The organism is Mogibacterium timidum ATCC 33093 (assembly GCF_000525775.1).
Taxonomy (GTDB): domain Bacteria; phylum Bacillota; class Clostridia; order Peptostreptococcales; family Anaerovoracaceae; genus Mogibacterium; species Mogibacterium timidum.
Genome location: NZ_JALU01000016.1, coordinates 55,272 through 75,348 on the forward strand (window position 1 = coordinate 55,272; position 20,077 = coordinate 75,348).

Sequence of the window (20,077 nt, forward strand, 5' to 3'; positions counted from 1 at the left end):
ATAATAATCGGATAGCGGACATTTATGAGGGAAAAAAGAGGTGTAGGTGACGAAGCGATGCGGTTTCTATCGCACCGCATGCGCACGGAACAGGAGATGCGGCAGCATCTGTCAGAGAGAGAATATGATGAGTCGGAGATCGAAGGTGCTATAAGGGATCTCAAGACGCACCATTACATAGATGACTATGAATATGCGTTGGCTTTTTACCGCAATTCATACGAAAAGCTGCGCGGAGGCATGAGGGCTAAGCGTGAGTTGGAGCAAAAGGGTGTAGATGCGGTTGTTGCGGAAAATGCACTCGAGGACTACAGATACGAGGCGGGTATCGATGAGGTGGCGAATGCCAGACGTCTTGCGATTTATTCAGTCTACGGTTCGGAATATATTAACGGATGCGATTCGGATTTTATCGATGTGATAGCGAAATTCAAGGATATTGAAGGTGCTGAATATCTGGAAGAACGCAAGCTTGCATCGATAGCGAGAAAGCTCGAAGCGCGAGGGTACGCCTCAAGCGTGATTTGCAGGATTGTGTCGGAGGTGCGCGGCTGGAAGGTATAGTGCAGGAATGAGCCGCGGCACTGATTGTGAAGGCAATGATAGCATGATGCGCAGCCGGAAGGCGTAGGGCAAGAATGGGATATGAGCGACTCCGGAAACACAAAATGTATCAGATAGGAGAAGATCGGCAGGGATGAATATCATTGTAATATTGTTGTTAATCGTGTGCATCGCATCGATGCTGATGAGCATACTTGTGCTGATGCGCACCGGAGAGAATGAATCGCGTATGGATTCATACTTCAAGGCTTATGGCGATGCGATAGCTAAGAGTCAGATGACGATGTCCGAGCATCAGGATTTGAGGCTCAAGGAACTCAACGACAGCATGGCGAGATTGCGCGCTGACAGCAATACTCAGATAGAGAATATCAGGCAGACGGTGGATGAGAAGCTGCAGACAACCTTGGATACGAGGCTTACGAAATCGTTTGGATTAGTCAATGATCGTTTGGAGCAGGTCTATAGGGGCATTGGCGAAATGCAGTCCGTTGCTCAAAGCGTAGGAGATCTTCGCAAAATCTTGTCTAACGTCAAGACTAGAGGTATACTCGGAGAGGTGCAGCTGGGTGCGATTTTAGAGCAGGTGCTTTCGCCCGGTCAGTATGTAAAGAATGCCAGGATGAAGGAGAACTGCAGGGAAAATGTAGAGTTTGCAATCAGGATGCCCGGTATTGATGATCATGAGGTGTTTCTCCCCATAGATGCGAAATTCCCGGGAGATGCCTACAATGCTCTCCTTGAAGCGTATGACCTGGGCGAAAAGGATCAGATAGCAGAAGCGAAAAAGAGGCTTGTAAATAGGATTGAAAGCGAAGCCAAGGATATCAATGTGAAATATATCAATCCGCCGGTTACGACGGATTTTGCTATAATGTTCCTACCGTTTGAAGGACTCTATTCCGAGGCTATTAATGCGGGGCTGATCGAGCCTTTGCAGAGAAAGTACAAGGTATCGATAGCAGGCCCTACTACTATGGCGGCACTGCTAAGCAGCCTGCAGATGGGGTTTAACACGCTGGCTATTGAGAAGAAGAGCAGTGAGGTGTGGGAACTGCTGCATGCGGTGCGCAAGGAATTTGACAGATTTGAAGCGGTAATCGCTAAGTCGCAGGGACACCTCAAAATGGCGAGCGACGATATAGATGAGCTTGCAGGCGTGCGGATGCGCCGGATGAAGAGGGCTCTGCAGAGAGTAACCGATATAGACGATAAAGAGGATTAGGTATGAAAATATACGCCATTGCTGATCTGCATCTTTCCTTCGACGAGAGAATCGATAAGCCGATGGATGTCTTCGGCGCCGGCTGGGACGACCATGCGGAGCGAGTCAGAGCCGCGTGGACGGATCTGGTGACAGAAGCTGATGTAGTAATAATTCCGGGCGATATTTCGTGGGGGCTCAAGCTTGATGAGGCTATGGCTGATCTGGAGTGGATCCACAATTTGCCGGGGCAGAAGGTATTGCTCCGCGGCAATCACGATCTGTGGTGGTGCAGGATTCAGTATTTAAGGACTCTCTACGACGATATGCATTTTCTGCAAAATGACTGTTACTATATCGAGCCGCTTGACATAGCTGTCTGCGGCTCGCGCGGCTGGCCGACTCCGGACGTGATAGCGTACACTGAGCATGACCGGAAGATGTACCTGAGAGAACAGGGGCGCCTGCGCAACAGCCTAAGCGAGGCCAAGCGTATCGGAGCGTCGAGGATTATCACAGCTATGCATTATCCTCCGGCCAAGACAGAGGAGACGGAATTTACAAGGATAATGCAGGAATTTGGCGTAGAGCAGTGCATCTACGGCCATTTACACGGCATGACGGCTTGGGAAAACGGCATCAAAGGGGAGTACGGCGGTGTTGACTACAGGCTTGTGTCGCTCGACTATCTGGGTGCTAGGCCAAAACTCATATACGATAGCGAATTCGGCGCTGACGACAAGGCTGCTCGGCGGTAGAGCTGATGCATGGCCGAGAAGGTGACGCGGACTGCGATAATTACAATATTAAGCAGAGAAAGTAGCGCAGATTGTGATAATTACACGGTTAAGAGGGACCACCATATATGAAATATGCATTTATAATCAATCCTATTGCCGGGAATGGCAAGAAAGCTGAAAAGCTGTGCAAGGAAATTGAGGCTGTATCACTCGATACGGAGTACGATATCGAGGTACGCTTAACGACCGGCCCGGGTTCGGCGACTTCGATTGCGGACAGGCTCGCTAGTGCTGCAGGACATGCGGGAGAGGAAATTCGCATCTATGCGTGCGGGGGAGACGGTACAGTCAACGAGGTAGCCAACGGTATCTACGGTCATGCAAATGCTGCACTCGGTATCATCCCGATTGGCAGCGGAAATGATTTCATCCGCAACTTTGGCGGCGACAGACCGACTGATTATAGAGATCTGATGTCTCAGCTGCTTGCTGAGGAAGAGGCAATCGATGTCATGTCGTATTCCTACAAGGCAGACGGAGTTGACTGCAGAAGGATAGGTCTCAACTCTTTTAACATTGGTTTTGACGGAAACGTTGCGATTCTGGCGACGTATTTTAACAAGAGGACGGTTATCGGCGGATCCATGTCATACGCACTGTCGATATTTCTCAACCTTATAGAAAAGTCCGGACAGAATTTGCAGGTGACGGTTGACGGGGAGCGAATCTTCAAAGGCCCCCTTATGCTCTGTACGATTGCAAATGGCAGATTCTGTGGAGGCGGTATTGAGGGCAGTCCGAGAGCTCAGCTGGATGATGGCCTGGCGGATGTACTGGTAGTTCACAAAATTCCCCGTAGAACGGTGCTCAAGATCCTGCCGAGGTTCGCAAAGGGCAAGATCTTTGAGGTTGAAGCGGCTAGGGATATTATCGAGTATAGACAGGGGCAACAGATACATATACTGCCTAGAAATGGGCACATGAAGTTCGTAGTCGATGGGGAGATTATTGAGACCGGCGAGCTTGATGTGGAGATGAAGAGCAAAGCGATACGTGTATTGGTGCCTTATCTGCAGGTATAGCCGGATATGGCAGGACAGCTGAACAACGGGCAGTGGATGTCTCCGAGTCAGCTGATACGGCGAATGCGGTTGATGCAGCCGGTACAGCGGATGCAGCCTGACGGCACGTGACATGATAAATTCGATACGATGGGAGAAGATATGAGCGCCTGTAGCAATCTCAAGAGGATATGTAGAATATTGATACCGGCGGTACTGTGCATGACTATGGTTTTCAGCACAGACGTGCTTCATAGGAATTTGTATGCAGCGGATGTATCCCGGAGCGTTCAATCGGACAAAATCGCAGATGCACCTGATATAAAAGCCGAGAGTGCGGTTCTCTATAGCGAGAACACCGGGACTGTACTGTACTCGAAGAATGCGGCTAAGCGGGTTGCCCCGTTTAGCACAACCAAGCTGATGACTGCGCTGTTGGTTGTAAAGCATGAGAAGGACCTCGACAGAAAGGTCAGAATCTCCAAGAGTGCAACGGAACTCGGCGGATCTACCATGTTCCTCAAGGAGGGGGAGGTCGTCACAATCAGACAGCTGCTATACGGGTTGATGATAAATTCGGGCAATGACGCTGCTTACAGCTTGGCCGAGGCGGTTTCCGGCGGAGATATCAGGAAATTTGTAAGATGGATGAACGAAGAAGCCGATAAGCTGGGCTGTAAGGACACTCATTTCATAAATCCAAATGGAATGAAGGCGGATGGACATTATACGACTGCCGGCGACTACATAAAGGTTGCAAGAGCGGCACTGCGTAACAAACAGGTGTATAAGCTTGCCGGCACCAAGATATTCAAGATGGATGCAACGAATCTTAGCGACAGGCGTGTGATGAAGGCGCATACGGATTTATTGGGCAAGAAGGGCTCCGGTGTGGTTGCAGGTAAGACCGGCTTCTGGGATGGTGAGGCGTCAATTGTATTGTCATATAACAAGAGAGACCTGAGCATGCTGCTTGTTATGTTTGGTGACGATAAGGAAAATCGACCGAAGGATGCGGAAGCATTGTTTAGATATGCCCGCAAGCACCTCAAGACGCATATCCCTGTCGATAAGGGCGAGAAGATGGGCAAGGTGCTCGTGCGAGGCGGAAAGCATACCATGGTCGATGCTTACGCGAGCGAGACAGCTTATGCGTACACTGAGAAGGGTGACCGTGCAAAAATCAAGGTGAAGATAAAGCGCGACTGGCTCGCAAAGGCTCCACTCAAGGCCGGCGATAAAGTCGGGGTTGCGAAGGTGTATGTAGATGGCAGATACACCTCCGATGCTCTGCTTGTGGTTAAGCACGATGTCGAGTCCGGATGGTTGCCATCCAAGTTATACATATCCAATATGGCTACGATAATCATCGTAGCAGCAATTGCATTATTGATGCTGATAAGGCGAATTGTCACAAAGCACAGGCAGGCAAGAGCTGCAGTAAGGTACATGGGTAAGCATGACCGTTCTAATCATCGTTAAGATCCGTGCGCTTGCGCGTGAATGGCGGCTATGCTATAATGGCCTTCGCGGGTCGATTGATAGGTGGTTTTACCACATATTGGCCGTCTTTATCTTGATAACCGCGGAAAGTGTGGAGAGGTACCCAAGAGGCTGAAGGGACTGGCTTCGAATACCAGCAGGCGGGTAACTCCCGTGCGGGGGTTCAAATCCCCCTCTCTCCGCCAAAAGAGCCTCGCAATCTCAAGGGTTGCGAGGTTTTCATTTTACGCATATTCTGAGCGAATAAGGGGATTAGGAATTTGAAATCATTAATACAGAGCAAAAAAGCATTGTTTATAATAGCTATAATTATGTTGGCGGCGATTTACGTATTATCGATTAGAAATACAGCAGGAGACAAGTCGGGACAGCATAAGCTCAAACCCGTTCCGACCAAAGCAGTTGAGCTTCCGTCTTCGTATGAAAGGCCGGCAGGGGAGCCGGGTCATGTTGAGGAGATTTCCTATAAGACAACTCTTATCGACGGAAGTGGCAAGGTAGTTGATAAGAACGCTATGGTGTATTTGCCATATGGATATGACAAGAGCAGGAAATACGATATTTTCTATCTCAATCATGGCTACGGAGCTTCAAATACCACATTCCTCGGTACGCCGAACAGTCCGCACGCCTTCAAGCACATACTCGACAACATGATACAGAACGGTGATATCAAGCCGATTATCGTTGTGACTCCGACATATACATTTGAATATGGCAGGAATGTGGAAAATATACAGACGGCAATGGGGATGGAGATTACAAACGATCTGATGCCTGCAGTGGAGGGTAAATATAGCACCTATGCGGCGGAGCCTACAGCTGCAGAATTCAGAAAGTCGCGCAATCACAGAGGTATTGGCGGTTTCTCCCTTGGAGGAAGTACCGCTTGGTGGGCTTTTCGCAACCACATAGATATTTTCAAGTACTACCTGCCTATAAGTATGCCTCTCTACTATGATGAATCCGGCTACGTGAAGTCGCAGGACGATGCTACCTCTCCTTCGCTTGCCGCCTCTGCAAGAGCTTCCGGATACAAGCAGAGCGACTACAGGATATATGCGGCATCCGGTGATAAGGATTTCATGCACAGTGCGACCGAGCATGTAGTCGAGACGCTGCGCGGGTATCCCGAGCAGTTCACCTATACGGATACAAATTTTGAAAAAGGCAATCTCATGTACACGGAGTTCCCCGGCAAGCATCGCTATTATTACTCGTTCCCGTACATATACAACGGCCTTAGGAGATTCTTCCGTGATTAGTGCTTTGGGCGTAGCAGCGTTCATGCACATCGCATATTGAGTACATGATGATAACATGCAGAAGGGCAGCACCGCTTTTATACGGGTGCTGCCCTTTAAAATTCGCAACTGGGATTCACGCCCCGGCCGCACAGGTGAGCTGAACGGTATATGTATCTGTATATGTATATGTATATGCCGCTATTGCGCCAAGACCTTTTGTATGACTTATCGGTGCTCTGCCTTGTACTGCTTGAGTGCTGCGGACAGCTGATCCGGACATGAGGTGTCCTTGAAGCCGCATTTGATGCCCTCGAGTCTCTCAATCACGTCGTCGACATGCATTCCCTTGACGAGACTGGAGATACCCTGCGCGTTGCCGGCGCAGCCACCTATGAACTCCACTGATTTAACTATTCCGTCCTCGATCTCGAGACTTAACAGCTGGGCGCACACGCCCTCCGGCTTATATATCATATTCTGTTCCTTTCTCTTCTCAGCTTGAGCCTGCGCTTAACTATGAGCTGGTAGGCGGCGGCGGTTGCAACATCTTCGATTACACGGAGATAATCATCGTCCGGCTTGGTGTGCGAGATGCTGTCGGCATAGGTCGAATCTATTGCTGACTCCAGTGTAGAGCAATAGAGGTTGTACGATTCGGACAACTCGTGACCGGCATCGTCATCGTTAAGAGCTGCTATCAGCTCGGCGATTTCCTGCACGTTGAAGATCGACTTTAGCGTGATAATTACGAACAGTCTGGCGACTGTGCTCCTGTCGTAGCGCCTTTTGACCGGCGATGGAACTACGCATAGCTTGACATAATTATTGACCATTGTGCTGGTGAGCAGATAGCTCTCTCCGTAGTTCTCTTCAAAATGCGGGTTGATCAGCGACAGCATCTGATCCATATATAGCCCCATCTCAGGCAACTCGTGCCATCTCGGCAGACGCAGCCGCGTGCTGCGCCGTATATTCCGTATATCTCGATTGTGCGTCATAATTCCTTTCCGGCCGCGCTCCATACAGGGATAGTACCATAGGTGAGCGTGAGCTTCAAACATAAATTCAGCGTTAAATAAAACAGAATTTATCAGTAATCTTGTATAAAAATCAAATTAACCATTGCTAAACCCCGATGATTAGAGTATCATCAGCATATGTTAGATTATAATACTAAATAATATAGTTTTCAAAACTATTTTAAAAATTTTCGTAAATTGCGCTTTCCCGGCACGTCGGAATACTGCGTGTATGCGTATGAAGCTTTAGAGCTCTACGTATTAGGAAGGCATTTAGGCTACGTAGATAGACGGAGGTTATTTTGGAGAATATTAGAGAAATATTGGAGCTGGCGGTCGGCAGATACGGGGGCAACAAGGCGTTTAGGCTTAAGACCGGCAAGGGCGAATACCGTGATATCACATATATCAGATATTACGAGGAAATCAGGTGTCTCGGCGAGGCCTTTCTGGGCAGGGAATTCTCCGGCAAGAGAATTGTCGTGATAGGAAAGAACAGCTATAACTGGTATCTGGCCAACATGGCTACGCTCACTACGGGCAATATCACTGTTCCGCTCGACAAGGAGCTCAAGTATGAGGAGTTCGAGTCGTCACTCATAAGAAGTGAGGCGGAGGTTATATTTTATGACAAGCAAGAGGAGACGGGAGTGCTCAAGGCGCTTGAATCCGGTAAGACCGGTATTAAGTATGCGTTTCCGCTGTTTAAGGCTGAGGATAGAACTGATATTTTCGATCTTACAGTTGAAGGCAAGGAATTAATCGACAGCGGAGCAGACAAGTTCTCAGGGGTGAGAATAGACCCGGATATCGCATCGTTCCTTATATTCACATCAGGTACAACCTCGCAATCCAAGATAGTTATGCTGTCTCAGAGGAATGTTGTGTCCAATGTCGTTAACACTCTTGCATCAGAACCGATATATGCAACAGATATTAATATCGCGCTGCTGCCGTATCATCACACCTTTGGATTGACGTGTCAGTTGGTAATTTTGGCTGCCGGGGCTTGTACGGTTTATTGCGATGGCCTCAAGCATATTCAGCAGAACTTCAAGGAATATAAGGTTTCAATATTTGTAGGAGTACCACTCCTGATTGAAACCATGTACAGCAGAATTCTTAAGAAGGCTGAGAAGGAGGGGATGACCGGCAGACTTAAAACCATGGGTAGATTTGTCAGAGTGCTGGGTAAGGCTCACATCGATATCAGACGTAACGTATTTAAGGGTGTGCTCGAGGCTTTTGGCGGAAACCTCCGCATGGTTATCCTCGGAGCTGCAGCCGCTGATCCTGAGTGCATCAGGGGGTGGCACGACTTCGGTGTTATCTGCCTGCAGGGCTATGGCCTGACAGAGACATCACCTGTGCTCGCTGCTGAGAGACCGGATCACAGAAGACCGGGCTCCATTGGAGTTCCAATAGAAGGGGTCAGCATGGATATTTACGATCCGGATGAGAACGGCATCGGCGAGATAATCGCGCGCGGCGAGAACGTCATGCTCGGCTATTACGAGAATGAGGAGGCGACGAAGGCCTGCATTTACGACGGCTGGTTCCACACAGGTGACCTCGGGTATCGCGACAAGGATGGTTATTTCTACATCACGGGTCGCAAAAAAAACGTGATCGTGCTCAAGAACGGCAAGAACGTTTTCCCTGAAGAGATAGAGCAGGAGCTAAATTCTCTCTCATACAAAGAAGAGGCGATTGTCGCAGGTATTCCGAATGACGGTGATGACCGTGATCCCGTAGTAGCACTCAAGCTAGTGTATAATCCTGAGGATTTTGAAGGCAAAACAACGGAAGAAATTCATAAATCGATAGAGGCTGATGTTGAGAAAATCAACGATAAGCTGCCGACATACAAGCGCATCAAGAGAGTGTACACCACTGACGAGCCTATGGAGAAGACCAGCACGCAGAAGATCAAGAGATTTGTGGAGATACAAAAGATAATCGACGCAGAGAAGGCGGGAAAAGCGAAGAAAGAAAAGAAATGAAAGCTCCGCGCACCCACTGATACACGGAGCTTGGATATATGGCTTCAATTTATGCTTGGATCAGCAGCTCGGCTATCTGCACCGCGTTGGTTGCAGCGCCCTTGCGCACCTGATCTCCTGCGCACCAGAGGTTGATGCCGTTTTCGCACACAAGGTCACGTCTGATGCGACCCACAAACACGATGTCCTGATCGCTAGTATCGATAGGCATCGGATAGCTCATATCGTTCGGCACATCGACCAGCTTGCAGCCTTCTGCGCTTGCAATAGCCTTTCTAACTTCATCGAGATCCAGCCTGCTCTCGGTAATTACGTTGGCGGAGATGGAGTGCGAGCGTTCGACCGGAACTCTGACGCATGTGCAGGATACATTCAGCTCAGGCAAATGCATGATCTTGCGTCCTTCGTTTTGGAGCTTCATCTCTTCGGATGTGTAGAGATTATCCTTGAAGCCTCCGATGTGAGGAATTACGTTGAATGCTATCTGATGCTGAAACACTTTAGGCGGTGTTATAGCTTCGCCTGCAAGCACCTGTCCGGTCTGCTCAAACAGCTCGACAGGACCGCCTGCGCCGGCTCCGCTCACGGCCTGATATGTCGAAGCGTAGATACCCTTGATAGGCGATAGCTTGTTGATAGCATTGATAGCTACAAGTGTGATGATTGTCGAGCAATTTGGATTAGCGATGATGCCGCTATGCTTAAAGGCGTCATAGGGGTTGATCTCCGGTACGACTAGCGGCACATCAGGCTCAAGCCTGTATGCACTCGAGTTGTCGATGTAGGTAGCCCCCGAAGCCTTGATTGCCGGCGTAAATCTGACTGATATGTCGTTCTCGGCAGCGCCCAGTACGAAGTCCAAGCCTTCAAAAGAATCGTCTGTTGCTTCCTGTATCGCGACCTTGCCGTACTTCTCCGTCTGAACCTCCTTGCCTGCGCTTCGCTTGCTGGCGAGTAAACGGAGCTCTGAGAGAGGAAAGTCCTTCTCCTGCAACACCTTGAGCATTTCCTGACCTACGGCACCGGTGGCGCCGAGGATTCCTAATCCGTATTTCTGCATATCTTGTTTCTCCTGCTTCGAGAAGCCGCGACTCTCGAACCCCTTTCTGATGTGATATTTCTATTTTGCGAAGCTCTCGTATAGAACCCTGATGGCCTTTTCAAAATCATCGTTAAACACGCCGATCATGATGTTGATCTCGTCCGCGCACTGCTCAATGATGCGTATGTTGACCTTGTTGACCCCCAGTGCTCCGAAGATTTTTCCTGAGATTCCGGTCTTGTAAGCCATCTGTCTGCCGACTATAGCTATTATGCTGATACCCTGATCGATTTCAGCATCCACACCGCACTCTCGCTTGATAGCAGACAGCACGTCGTACTTGCGGTGCTCTAATTTTGCGGTTGGAGTTACTATGGAGAAGCTGTCAACACCGCTCGGAATCTGTGATATAGGTATGTCGTACTGCTCACAGATGTCGATTACCTTGCGCAGCGTATTGAGGTTGTCTCCTATATTACCCTTAGCGATCTTGATAAGCGAGAAGTCTCGTTTGCCGGTGATTCCGGTGATGAATCTGTGGCTTTCCTCCGGACTCGCCGCGCCGAAACTCTCACGGATAATAGTTCCCGGATTATCGGGCTCGTTGGTATTCCTGATGTTGAGCGGGATATCCTTGGCGCGAACAGGAAACACTGTGTCCTCGTGAAGGACGGCCGCACCCATGTAGGAGAGCTCTCGCAGCTCTGCGTACGTCACGCGCGCGATGCTCTTAGGATTATCAACTATGTGAGGGTCGACCATGAGGATGCCGGACACATCTGTCCAGTTCTCGTACACATCGGCATCCAGCGAGGCTGCGGCAATCGCTCCGGATACGTCGGAGCCACCACGTGAAAACACCTTAATCTCGCCGTTTGGAAGACTTCCGTAGAAACCGGGCATTACAATTCTGTTGTATACCTCGAATATCTCCTTGAAATTCTCCTCGGTCTTGTCCATATCCACTTCGCCGTTGTACTGGAAGCTGATGAGATCAGCCGCATCGACAAATTGATAGCCGAGGTACTCAGCCATCAGCTTGGCGTTGAGGAACTCTCCCCGGGAAGCCAGATAGTCCATGGAGATTTGTTTATCCAGCTTGTCTCTGATAATCTCGAACTCGCGGTCCAGATCGAGCGTGAGGTGACACTCGGATCTGATATCCATGTAACGCTGTTCGATTATCTCAAAGATGCTGTCATACGATACATCGTATTTGATATGCGCCTTGACCAGATACAGCAGATCTGTCACCTTGTTGTCTTCCGCGGATCTTCGTCCCGGAGCAGATACTACCACCATGCGGCGGTCAGGATCCCGATCGATAATATTCTTAACCTTGGCGAACTGCTCCCCGTCGCTAAGTGAAGAACCACCAAATTTTGCAACCTTAATCATCCGTATTACTCCCTTATTCCGGCCATGAAGAAGCTGTCGTCGCTGCTCTTTGCAGCTATCTCATGAGCTGCTGCGACGCTCATCGGCTCTGTGATTCTGCGCTCTCCATTCTCTCTTACGTAGTATCTGTGCGATTCAATAGCGTTGTCGATGGTTACGTTAATCTTCTTGCTGTCTGCTGCTTTGAAGCCCCATCCGCTCTCGATGTCGAGCACGTCCTGAATTACGGATGTGCCTGTAGGGAATTTACCGGCGCCCTGTCCGTAGAAGGAAAGTGTGCCGATATGGTTGCCTGTCAGGCTGATGAGGTTGTTGTTGGCAGGAACACTTTCCTCGAGTGCGCCCTTGCCGACAAGAGTAGGCTCGACATATGCATAAGCTCTATACTCCGTGAGACCTGCGTTCATAAGGAGCTTGCAGGTATAGCTGTGCTGCCGGAAATACTTGATATCTCCCGCGTTGATGTTCTGTATACCAAATACCGGCACCTCATCCTCGGTAATACTCAACCCGAATGCGAGGTTGGCGGAGATGACGCACTTGCGCTGCGTGTCAAAGCCGCAGATATCCGCAGTCGGATCTTTTTCGGCATATCCGAGCGCTTGCGCCTTGGCTAATATTTCGGTGAAGTCGACAGGTTCGTTATGCATCGTGTCAAGAATGTAGTTGCACGTGCCGTTTACTATTCCGCTGATCGCGAGTATCTCATCGCTTCTCGACTGGCGCCTCAGATTGAAGAGCCATGGTATGCCGCCGCCTGCAGAGGCTGTGAATCGTAATTCCGCACCGTATTGGTCTGCTAGCGCATGGAGCTCGTTCCAATATGCCGCTACGAGGTTCTTGTTAGGTGTCACAACGTGCTTGCCGCTCTTGATAGCAGCAGCTACGTACTCGTATGCAGGATGAAGACCGCCGATGCACTCAGCCACCAGTTCAATCTCTCTGTCATTTATGATGTCGTCATAATCTGTCGTGACGATATCTCCCAGTTCAGCTACTGCACGCCTGTGCAGCACGCGCTTGACCTCTATGTTATCTGCAGTCTTAGCGACTTCGTATGCGCCGCTGCCGGCTACTCCGTATCCCAGAATTGCAATCTTCATAATTGTATGTTATGTATCCTCTCTAATATCCATATGTATTATGATTATGGACATTTCTTCTCAAAATCGCAAGTGTCCTTGTGTGAAAAACACTTGTGTTTCTATGAAGAATAATGTATCATAAACGCACAAAATACGCAACAGAAAAGAGAGATAAAATGTTGAATTATATAAGTACAAGAGATGTAAACCACAATGCTTCGTCGTCGCAGGCAGTGCTTGAGGGCTTGGCTCGGGACGGCGGACTGTATGTTCCCGAGGATTTGTCCGAATTAGTACTGGATTATAGGGATGTGATATCCGAAGATTACAGGGGAATGGCAAAAAAAATATTTGGCAAATTCTTTCCTGATTACGGTGAAAAGCTGATAGATTCGATAGTCGAGAGAAGCTACAGAGATAAGTTCAGCGCTGAAGAGATTACACCTCTGGTAAGCGTAGATGGCAGGTATGTGCTCGAGCTGTTCCGCGGACCAACCTGTGCGTTTAAGGACGTAGCACTTTCCGCACTTCCCAACCTCATGTCTGAGGCGGCCAAGCTCAACAATTTCAGCGACGAGATATTGATACTGACAGCTACCAGTGGAGACACCGGCAGCGCTGCACTCCATGGATTTTCGGATGTGCCCGGTATCAGGATTGCCGTGTTCTATCCGGATAAAGGTATTTCCGAGACGCAGAGGCTGCAGATGGTAACGCAGTCCGGGGCAAATACCGAGGCCTTTGGTGTGAGAGGCAACTTTGATGATGCGCAGTCAGGCGTCAAAAGCCTGTTTCGTGAGATCCCAAAGCCGTGCTCAGGAGTCTCGTTATCCAGCGCAAACTCTATCAATATTGGAAGGCTGGTTCCGCAGGTTGTATATTATTTTTCAGCATACAAATCTCTCATCGAGGCCGGGGATATACAGCTCGGCGATGCGGTCGATTATACGGTTCCGACAGGCAATTTCGGAGATATCATGGCCGGATATCTGGCCAAGCAGATGGGGCTGCCTGTAGGAAAGCTGATCTGCGCATCTAACAGAAATGACGTGCTGGCTGAGTTCCTGGAAACGGGACATTACAATAAGAAGAGACATTTTTACAAGACGTCCTCACCTTCGATGGATATTCTGGTATCCAGCAATCTGGAGAGACTGTTGTTCTTCGTCTGCGGTGCTGATAAAACTAAGGCATATATGAAGGAACTGGCTGAGCGTGGAGAGTACCAGATAGGCGAGGAAGAGCTGGCTCGGATAAAGAATGATTTTACAGGCTTTTCCTGCTCTGATGGAGAGGGGGCAGCTGCGATTGGCAAGCTGTTTAAGGATGCCGGCTACCTGATGGATACACATACGGCTATTGCTTGGGCGGCTTCGGACAAATACCTGAAGGCTGCAGGTAATGCGGGTTGCAAGAATGTTGTTCTCTCGACAGCTTCTCCATACAAGTTCACAGGTGCAGTTCTCGCGGCACTTGGTGAGAAGGCCTCGGGTGATGATATGGAGGACATGGAACTGCTCTCCAAGGTGTCGGGAACAGAGATTCCCGGCTCGCTCAGCTCGATATTTGACAAGGAGATAAAGCACAAGGACATCATTGATGTGGAAGAGATGAAGTCCGTAGTCGTGCAGTATGCCGGCAAAGGCAGGGTGTAACAGTGGATAGCAGATATCTTATAGTAGATAAGAAGATCCTTCCCGAATATTTTGAAAAAGTCGTCGAGGCCAGTCGGCTGCTTGCAGAATGTGAGGTGTCGGACATAAGCGAGGCAGTGAGAACTGTCGGTATATCGAGGAGTACCTATTACAAATACAAGGATTACGTGATGGAGCTCAGCGCTCGTAAGACCAGCAAGAGGGCGATTATGTCGTTGCAGCTGCGCCACGAGGCCGGAGTGCTGGAGAAGCTTATACGAGTAATTGCGAGCCATTCGTACAGTATTTGGACGATTAACCAGAGCCCTCCGGTCAATAATATTGCGAATGTTATGCTGGCACTCAACATGGACGATGCAACGTGCGGGCTGGAACGGCTGGTTGCGGACATGAGGGCTGCTGAAGGTATAAAGAAAGCCAATCTTATTGGTGTGGAATAGATAATTTCTATAGTCGTGAAATAGACAATGTTGATTGTTTGACACAATATTATAAATGAGATAGAATTTGTCATGGCGAGAAGGAGTGTTTCACTGGTGAGGCGCTCCTGATTTTTATAGTGTTAGTGGAGGTAAGATGGATTTTAAACAAATTGAAGCTTTTGTTAATGTAGTAAGATTCAAGAGCTTTAGTCGTGCCGCAGATGCAACGTTCTTTACACAGCCTACCATAAGCACCCACATCAGTTCACTCGAGAAGGAGCTCAACACTAAGCTCCTTGATCGAAAGGGACGGACTGTAGAGATGACCCCACAGGGACAGAAATTCTACCAGTACGCCGTAGAGATGGTGAATGCACGAGCGCAAGCCATCGAAGCTCTGGATAGCGGAGATGACAATTTAGACGGAGTTCTCGAGCTGCAGACATCAACGGTTCCGGGTATAGCATTTCTCCCTGAGATTGTTCGCAAATTCAGCGAAGTACACCCTTTCACTCAATTCTACATCGAGATGAACGACAGTAAGGCCACTGTCGAGAGTCTCATTGAGAGGAGAGGCGAGATCGGATTTGTCGGCGAATACGTAGCGGAGCCGGGTATCGAAGTCAATGAGATATTTACTGATCGTCCGGTGCTGCTTGTTCCGGGAAGCTATGATACGGATAAGGATACAATTATGATGGACGAGCTGTCCAAGCTGCCGTTTATCTGGAGGGAAAACGGTTCGGCAACTCGAAAGTCATTCGAAGATACGGCTGCTTCAAGGGGCTATGACAAAAACAACTTTAGAGTAGTGTCAAGAACCAACGACCTCAACCTGATCATGCGCCTTGTTGCAAACGATGTCGGAGTATCAATATTGTCCGAGCGCACTGTCGGCAGGATTGTCAAAGGTGATGAGTTCAAGGTGCTCAAGATAGAGGGCTTTGACAAGCTGCGCAGCTTCTACATGATTACGCTCAAAAACGTGTTCTTATCGCCTGTAGCAGAGGCTTTCAGAAAGTTCGTGCTCGAGCATGCGGATAAGCATTAGCAGTCGATTGCTTGACTTAGGTATTGAAATACATTAAAAAAGGGTGATAGATATATGAAACAGCGGAAGTTCGTTTAGGCGGCTTTTTTTGTTTCATTTTTTCTGTTCCATTCCTCTCTGTCGGGAGCATTGGAATAGATAAATGCGGTTCCTGTTCCTCTCTCCGTAATCTCGGAATACATAAACGGAACGGCACATCTTCAATATCCGCAAGGGATCAGAAACAGACTAAGTAAGGATTCAGTATATTACCGTTGGTGTTTATCCCATCGTAGAGGCCAAGTTCGGTAAAGTCTCGACTGCAGGATGGGAACGGGTGAAGAGCGGTATAGGCCGGGTTTCGCTTGACTATGTAAAATATGTTTAATTTTTTATCCGCCTGTCGGCTGTCCCACGGGATGGTCGATAGGCTTTTTGTTTTAAGAAGCCTAAATGTAATGGGGGTATAAAAATTTCTAAAATAGTGTTGACATCGTGCAAAGAACGTGTATAACACAGTTATTGACATAGTGTCAGCCGGAGAGCGGCATGGACGCGGAAATGAGACAAAGGAGGAGCTTCAAGAGATCCTGATTGCCCACCCGGATGCGGAGTTTGTGCAGCTTCAGATCAATTATGCGGATTGGGATAATCCTGCGATCCAGTCGCGCGGCGTATATGAGGTTGCAAGAAAGTACGGAAAGCCCATTGTTGTCATGGAGCCGTTGAAGGGCGGACTTCTTGCTAATCCACCGGAGCAGGTTACAAACATCCTTAAGGACTATGCGCCGGAAATGTCAACCGCCTCTTGGGGAATTCGCTTTGCTGCAAATCTTGAAGGGATTCTCGTAGTTCTTTCTGGCATGAGTGACGCCTCTCAGATGGATGACAACATCTCCTATATGAAGGACTTTAAGGGCTTAGCTGCTGATGAGGAGGCATGTCTTATGAAGGCAAGAGATGAGCTTGCCCGCATTCCGTTGATCCCATGCACGACATGTAATTATTGTGCGAAGGTATGCCCAACGGAAATCGGGATTTCGGGTTCGTTTACTGCCAAAAATATCTATACGCTTTTCAACAATCTTGAGCGAGCAAAGTTACAGGAGAACTGGCTTGTAAAAGGACAAGGAAGAAAACAGGCGGCGGAGTGTATCAAATGCGGAAAATGCGAACAGGTATGTCCGCAGCATATCAAGATCAGAGAGGAACTGGCTGTGATCGCCGAAGAGTTTGGACAGAAAAGACAGGAGAATTGATGAAAAAAGCGCTGCAGCTGTTGATATTTCAACAACTACAGCGCTTATGGTTTTGTCTGCCGTCTATAAGGATTAATATCTTTCCGTTATCCTTCCGCTGTAGCAAGACAATTGAAACGAGAAAGGCAAATATACAGCTATTTGTTAAGAATCTCGATGTAATGCGAGGTGCGCTTCTTGAACCTGCCGATGACTGCATTTTCACAACCTTTTTCTCCCAGCTGGTATTGCAGTCTCTCCAGCTCCGGCTCCTTGACAGCCAGCAGCAGCCCACCGGAGGTCTGCGGGTCGTAGAGCATGTCGATCTGCTCCTGTTTGAGACCGACGCTGTAATCCATTACGTCCCCTGACAGGAAGGCCATGTTGTTGTGAGCTCCGGCCGGCAGGATTCCCTGTGCCGCGAATTCAAGTGCGCGACTCATGAGCGGGATTCTCTCGGTGAAAACTTCCAAAGTTACATCACCTGCCTTAGCCATTTCTGCGCCGTGACCTAACAGACCAAATCCGGTGATATCCGTGCAGCCGTCAACCTTGACACCTGCCGTTGCCTCAAATGCGTATTTGTTGAGCTCAGCCATCGTCCTGCTTAGCTCATCGCTCTCTGATTTATTGAGAAAATCAACCTTATCGGCACTCGTAAGCACACCCGAGCCGATCTTCTTGGTGATCACGAGATAATCCCCCTCAGATGCACTGTTGCTGAGTATGTCGTCCGGATGAGCAAAACCTGTTACGCTGAGTCCGTACTTAGGCTCCTTGTCATTGATGCTGTGTCCACCGGTAGTCATCGCACCGGCTTCGTTTACCTTGTCGTTGCCACCTTCGAGGATAGCTTCAACTGCAGCGAGAGGAAGCTTCTCGGGGAAGGTGAGCAAATTCATAGCCAGCTTAGGGGTACCACCCATAGCGTAGATGTCGCTGAGCGAGTTGGCTGCAGCAATCTGACCGAACATATATGGGTCATCCACGATTGGTGGGAAGAAGTCGATGCTGTTGATGATCGCAACGTCATCGCTAACCTTGTATACACAGGCATCGTCACTGCTGTCAAAACCGACCAACACGCGCTCGTCACGAATCTTTGGCAGCTTAGACAGTATATCGCTTAGGACTCCCGGCCCTATCTTGGCTCCTCAACCGCCTGCTGTGGTCATCTCTGTAAGCTTGACATCCTCGAGTGCCATCGGTATGGCACAGCAGGTTTTCTTTTCGTTTTCGCCCATTATCCTGATACCTCTTTCTATTGGTATTTCGAACCCTTCGTATCACCTCGGACGGAGGTGCTTTTATCATGACTCGCGGATTGTCAGGTAAGACAATCTCCTGCGAAGGGATATTATGCTGTTGTTTATTTTGTCTGAGCGAGAATCTTGACGGCTGCAACAGCGGTATCGATCTCCTCTTCAGTGTTGAAAGGGCCAATCGAGAATCTGACTGTACCCTCCGGGAAGGTTCCGAGAGACTTGTGCGCAAGCGGTGCGCAGTGCAGACCGACTCTCGTGCTGATTCCGTACTCATGCTCCAGGTTGAATGCGCAAATACCGTTGTCTTTATTAAGAAAGTCCACCGAGATTACGCTCACCCTGCCTTCGACTGTGGGCAGACCGGCGAGATGAATTTCTTCGACATCCTTTAGCCCATCGAGCATCCTGGCTGATAACGCTTTCTCGTGTTCGTGTACCTTTTCGAAATTCTCCTCCAGCCATCGGAGCGCTGCGTGCAGTCCGAATATTCCCGGCAAATTGAGAGTTCCGCTCTCGAACCTGTCCGGCAGCTCAGATGGCATATCTGCCATGTCTGAATGGCTGCCTGTACCGCCGGAAACCAGCGGATTGATTTCATCCTTGATCTCAGGATTAATCAGCATAACTCCAACTCCCTGAGGTCCGAGCAGTGACTTGTGACCGGGAACAGTGAGTCCGTCGATATGACACTTCTGCATATCGATTGGAGTATTGCCGGCAGTCTGTGCTGCATCGACGATGAAGATGACGCCCTGTTCATGACATCGTTTGCCGACCTCCTCTATAGGAAGCAGTGTACCGCTGACATTGGATGCGTGCAGCATTACGACAGCGCGTACGTCCGGAGTTATCATGGCTAACGCGTCTTCAAGCTCCAGCTCCCCCAGTTCGTTGCACGGCATGCAGTCGTATTCAATCACACCGTCCTGCTGCAGCTGATGGAGCGGCCTGTATACAGCGTTGTGCTCCACGTGTGTGGTGAGGAATTTGTCTCCCTTTCCGGCGAGCCCCTTAATCAAGAAGTTGAGGCTGTAGGTATTGCCCGGTGTAAATATTGCGTTGCGCGCGCCATAACCGTTCATCAGCTTGTCAATGAGCTCTCTGGTCTCGAGCACAACCTCGGCAGCCGAATATGCCTTTTCGTATCCGCCGCGGTTGATATTGCTGCCGACCTTGGTCATATATTCATAAACTGCCTCCGCAACCTCCTTAGGCTTAGGGTACGAGGTCGCTCCGTTATCAAGATAAATCATCGAAAACCTCCTTGGTAATACGGTCCAAAATAATCTGATACACTACTAAAAATCAATCGCTACATTTTTATTTGATTATATCATAAATATTCAAATTTGAATAAGCCGGGGGTGATATTTACAGGGCACACACAGTGTAATTCGTTTGCTACGATAAGCTTCATTTATTGTATTTTACGTAAACTCAAGTGTTGAAGGCTGTAGACTTTGATGCTATAATGACGAGGTATGTAACTTGGGGGTGGATAGGTGCTGGTGTGCCTTACGGTCTTCAAAACCGATATGAGGAGCTGATACCTTCTCGGGTGGGTTCAATTCCCACGCACTCCCGCCATTTGAGTTTGCATG

At 49.0% G+C, this 20,077-nt stretch carries 18 protein-coding genes and 2 tRNA genes; 13 read left to right on the forward strand and 7 right to left on the reverse strand.

All coding sequences use genetic code 11. The annotated features are described in order from the left end of the window. The first annotated feature begins 24 nt into the window (after window positions 1-24). From HMPREF0581_RS08285 to HMPREF0581_RS04000, 7 genes are all read left to right on the forward strand, one after another. Window positions 25-564 carry a regulatory protein RecX gene (locus HMPREF0581_RS08285; RefSeq protein ID WP_051426924.1) on the forward strand — a complete coding sequence of 180 codons (540 nt, stop codon included), beginning with the start codon at window positions 25-27 and terminating at the stop codon, window positions 562-564. 133 nt (window positions 565-697) lie between these two features. Then, window positions 698-1,789: a DNA recombination protein RmuC gene (locus HMPREF0581_RS03975; RefSeq protein WP_036380618.1), complete on the forward strand. Its 1,092-nt coding sequence runs from the start codon at window positions 698-700 to the stop codon at window positions 1,787-1,789. A 2-nt stretch (window positions 1,790-1,791) separates the two neighbouring features. Continuing rightward, window positions 1,792-2,526, forward strand: coding sequence for a metallophosphoesterase (locus tag HMPREF0581_RS03980; protein ID WP_009643842.1), 735 nt, complete (start codon window positions 1,792-1,794; stop codon window positions 2,524-2,526). 107 nt (window positions 2,527-2,633) lie between these two features. After that, the gene (locus HMPREF0581_RS03985) at window positions 2,634-3,590 is read left to right on the forward strand and encodes a diacylglycerol/lipid kinase family protein (RefSeq protein ID WP_009643845.1); all 957 of its coding nucleotides are present in this window, start codon (window positions 2,634-2,636) and stop codon (window positions 3,588-3,590) included. Between the two features lie 141 nt (window positions 3,591-3,731). Then, window positions 3,732-5,051: a D-alanyl-D-alanine carboxypeptidase family protein gene (locus HMPREF0581_RS03990; RefSeq protein WP_009643798.1), complete on the forward strand. Its 1,320-nt coding sequence runs from the start codon at window positions 3,732-3,734 to the stop codon at window positions 5,049-5,051. 114 nt (window positions 5,052-5,165) lie between these two features. After that, window positions 5,166-5,257, forward strand: a tRNA-Ser gene (locus HMPREF0581_RS03995). Window positions 5,258-5,332: 75 nt separating this feature from the next. Beyond that, the gene (locus HMPREF0581_RS04000; RefSeq protein WP_036380620.1) at window positions 5,333-6,337 is read left to right on the forward strand and encodes an alpha/beta hydrolase; all 1,005 of its coding nucleotides are present in this window, start codon (window positions 5,333-5,335) and stop codon (window positions 6,335-6,337) included. 207 nt (window positions 6,338-6,544) lie between these two features. Here HMPREF0581_RS04000 and HMPREF0581_RS04005 read toward each other — a convergent pair whose 3' ends face one another. Both HMPREF0581_RS04005 and HMPREF0581_RS04010 read right to left on the reverse strand, forming a co-directional pair. Further along, window positions 6,545-6,793 (reverse strand): TIGR03905 family TSCPD domain-containing protein, encoded by a 249-nt coding sequence (locus HMPREF0581_RS04005; protein ID WP_009643182.1) that lies wholly within the window; start codon window positions 6,791-6,793, stop codon window positions 6,545-6,547. Continuing rightward, window positions 6,790-7,380 carry a DUF1836 domain-containing protein gene (locus tag HMPREF0581_RS04010; RefSeq protein ID WP_083844287.1) on the reverse strand — a complete coding sequence of 197 codons (591 nt, stop codon included), beginning with the start codon at window positions 7,378-7,380 and terminating at the stop codon, window positions 6,790-6,792. Before HMPREF0581_RS04010 ends, HMPREF0581_RS04005 begins: the two co-directional genes overlap by 4 nt. 260 nt (window positions 7,381-7,640) lie before the next feature. Between HMPREF0581_RS04010 and HMPREF0581_RS04015 the strand changes: the two genes are divergently transcribed. Then, entirely contained in the window at window positions 7,641-9,341 is a 1,701-nt protein-coding gene (locus HMPREF0581_RS04015; RefSeq protein ID WP_051426925.1) for an AMP-dependent synthetase/ligase, read from the forward strand. 49 nt (window positions 9,342-9,390) lie between these two features. Here the strand turns inward: HMPREF0581_RS04015 and HMPREF0581_RS04020 are convergent, their stop codons facing one another. The 3 genes from HMPREF0581_RS04020 to HMPREF0581_RS04030 are packed head-to-tail and all read right to left on the reverse strand — an operon-like array spanning window position 9,391 to window position 12,884. Then, window positions 9,391-10,401, reverse strand: a complete 1,011-nt coding sequence (locus tag HMPREF0581_RS04020) for an aspartate-semialdehyde dehydrogenase (protein WP_036380622.1) — start codon at window positions 10,399-10,401, stop codon at window positions 9,391-9,393. 60 nt (window positions 10,402-10,461) lie between these two features. Then, window positions 10,462-11,781, reverse strand: coding sequence for an aspartate kinase (locus HMPREF0581_RS04025; RefSeq protein WP_036380624.1), 1,320 nt, complete (start codon window positions 11,779-11,781; stop codon window positions 10,462-10,464). Window positions 11,782-11,786: 5 nt separating this feature from the next. Further along, complete coding sequence (locus HMPREF0581_RS04030) at window positions 11,787-12,884, reverse strand: homoserine dehydrogenase (protein ID WP_051426926.1); 1,098 nt, start codon at window positions 12,882-12,884, stop codon at window positions 11,787-11,789. 158 nt (window positions 12,885-13,042) lie between these two features. Between HMPREF0581_RS04030 and thrC the strand changes: the two genes are divergently transcribed. The 4 genes from thrC to HMPREF0581_RS04050 all read left to right on the forward strand — a co-directional run bounded on the left by thrC (window position 13,043) and on the right by HMPREF0581_RS04050 (window position 17,232). Further along, window positions 13,043-14,521: a threonine synthase gene (gene thrC / locus HMPREF0581_RS04035; protein ID WP_036380626.1), complete on the forward strand. Its 1,479-nt coding sequence runs from the start codon at window positions 13,043-13,045 to the stop codon at window positions 14,519-14,521. Between the two features lie 2 nt (window positions 14,522-14,523). Continuing rightward, window positions 14,524-14,961: an ACT domain-containing protein gene (locus tag HMPREF0581_RS04040; RefSeq protein ID WP_009643178.1), complete on the forward strand. Its 438-nt coding sequence runs from the start codon at window positions 14,524-14,526 to the stop codon at window positions 14,959-14,961. A gap of 136 nt (window positions 14,962-15,097) precedes the next feature. After that, window positions 15,098-15,994, forward strand: a complete 897-nt coding sequence (locus tag HMPREF0581_RS04045) for a selenium metabolism-associated LysR family transcriptional regulator (RefSeq protein ID WP_009643171.1) — start codon at window positions 15,098-15,100, stop codon at window positions 15,992-15,994. Window positions 15,995-16,479: 485 nt separating this feature from the next. Next, complete coding sequence (locus HMPREF0581_RS04050; RefSeq protein ID WP_051426927.1) at window positions 16,480-17,232, forward strand: aldo/keto reductase; 753 nt, start codon at window positions 16,480-16,482, stop codon at window positions 17,230-17,232. Window positions 17,233-17,369: 137 nt separating this feature from the next. Here the strand turns inward: HMPREF0581_RS04050 and selD are convergent, their stop codons facing one another. Further along, window positions 17,370-18,386 carry a selenide, water dikinase SelD gene (selD, locus tag HMPREF0581_RS04055; RefSeq protein WP_242835194.1) on the reverse strand — a complete coding sequence of 339 codons (1,017 nt, stop codon included), beginning with the start codon at window positions 18,384-18,386 and terminating at the stop codon, window positions 17,370-17,372. 194 nt (window positions 18,387-18,580) lie between these two features. Then, window positions 18,581-19,729, reverse strand: a complete 1,149-nt coding sequence (locus tag HMPREF0581_RS04060; RefSeq protein WP_036380630.1) for an aminotransferase class V-fold PLP-dependent enzyme — start codon at window positions 19,727-19,729, stop codon at window positions 18,581-18,583. 237 nt (window positions 19,730-19,966) lie between these two features. Here HMPREF0581_RS04060 and HMPREF0581_RS08735 point away from each other — a divergent pair. Then, a tRNA-Sec gene (locus tag HMPREF0581_RS08735) sits at window positions 19,967-20,063 on the forward strand. Window positions 20,064-20,077: the final 14 nt, after the last annotated feature.

Excerpts from the sequence above, each read along its gene's own strand:
- HMPREF0581_RS08285 (WP_051426924.1), top strand. The coding sequence starts at position 25 with ATGAGGGAAAAAAGAGGTGTAGGTGACGAAGCGATGCGGTTTCTATCG.
- HMPREF0581_RS03975 (WP_036380618.1), top strand. The coding sequence starts at position 698 with ATGAATATCATTGTAATATTGTTGTTAATCGTGTGCATCGCATCGATG.
- HMPREF0581_RS03980 (WP_009643842.1), top strand. The coding sequence starts at position 1,792 with ATGAAAATATACGCCATTGCTGATCTGCATCTTTCCTTCGACGAGAGA.
- HMPREF0581_RS03985 (WP_009643845.1), top strand. The coding sequence starts at position 2,634 with ATGAAATATGCATTTATAATCAATCCTATTGCCGGGAATGGCAAGAAA.
- HMPREF0581_RS03990 (WP_009643798.1), top strand. The coding sequence starts at position 3,732 with ATGAGCGCCTGTAGCAATCTCAAGAGGATATGTAGAATATTGATACCG.
- HMPREF0581_RS04005 (WP_009643182.1), bottom strand. The coding sequence starts at position 6,793 with ATGATATATAAGCCGGAGGGCGTGTGCGCCCAGCTGTTAAGTCTCGAG.
- HMPREF0581_RS04010 (WP_083844287.1), bottom strand. The coding sequence starts at position 7,380 with ATGTTTGAAGCTCACGCTCACCTATGGTACTATCCCTGTATGGAGCGC.
- HMPREF0581_RS04020 (WP_036380622.1), bottom strand. The coding sequence starts at position 10,401 with ATGCAGAAATACGGATTAGGAATCCTCGGCGCCACCGGTGCCGTAGGT.
- HMPREF0581_RS04025 (WP_036380624.1), bottom strand. The coding sequence starts at position 11,781 with ATGATTAAGGTTGCAAAATTTGGTGGTTCTTCACTTAGCGACGGGGAG.
- HMPREF0581_RS04030 (WP_051426926.1), bottom strand. The coding sequence starts at position 12,884 with ATGAAGATTGCAATTCTGGGATACGGAGTAGCCGGCAGCGGCGCATAC.
- thrC (WP_036380626.1), top strand. The coding sequence starts at position 13,043 with ATGTTGAATTATATAAGTACAAGAGATGTAAACCACAATGCTTCGTCG.
- HMPREF0581_RS04045 (WP_009643171.1), top strand. The coding sequence starts at position 15,098 with ATGGATTTTAAACAAATTGAAGCTTTTGTTAATGTAGTAAGATTCAAG.
- HMPREF0581_RS04060 (WP_036380630.1), bottom strand. The coding sequence starts at position 19,729 with ATGATTTATCTTGATAACGGAGCGACCTCGTACCCTAAGCCTAAGGAG.